Raw genomic sequence first — 292 nt, forward strand, 5'->3', positions numbered from 1 at the left:
GGCTATTATGTAGACACAGTAGGAAGGAACAAAAAGCAAATAGCGGAATATATCCGAAACCAATTAGAATTGGACCAGCTGGCGGATCAACTGGGACTTAAGGAGTTCGTGGACCCGTTTACGGGTCGCCAGAACAAATAGGCGCAGCGAAAACCCCTTAAGGGGCAGCCCGTGAAAGAAATGCGGGCGGCAAACCTTTCGGGGCCCCTTAAGGGGCTTCGTCCGTATCATGCCCTTCTAGGGCTTACTCAAGCCTCCGGCTTTGCCGGAGGTTTTGACTCTCCCGTTTCCG

1 pseudogene is annotated in these 292 nt (G+C 52.7%); it reads left to right on the forward strand.

The window, feature by feature from the left end:
• Positions 1-141 (forward strand): annotated as a pseudogene (locus NE547_RS18170) (IS200/IS605 family transposase); the annotation flags it as partial.
• Between the last annotated feature and the right edge of the window lie 151 nt (positions 142-292).

The organism is Flavonifractor sp. DFI.6.63 (assembly GCF_024462255.1).
GTDB classification, from domain to species: domain Bacteria; phylum Bacillota; class Clostridia; order Oscillospirales; family Oscillospiraceae; genus Lawsonibacter_A; species Lawsonibacter_A hominis.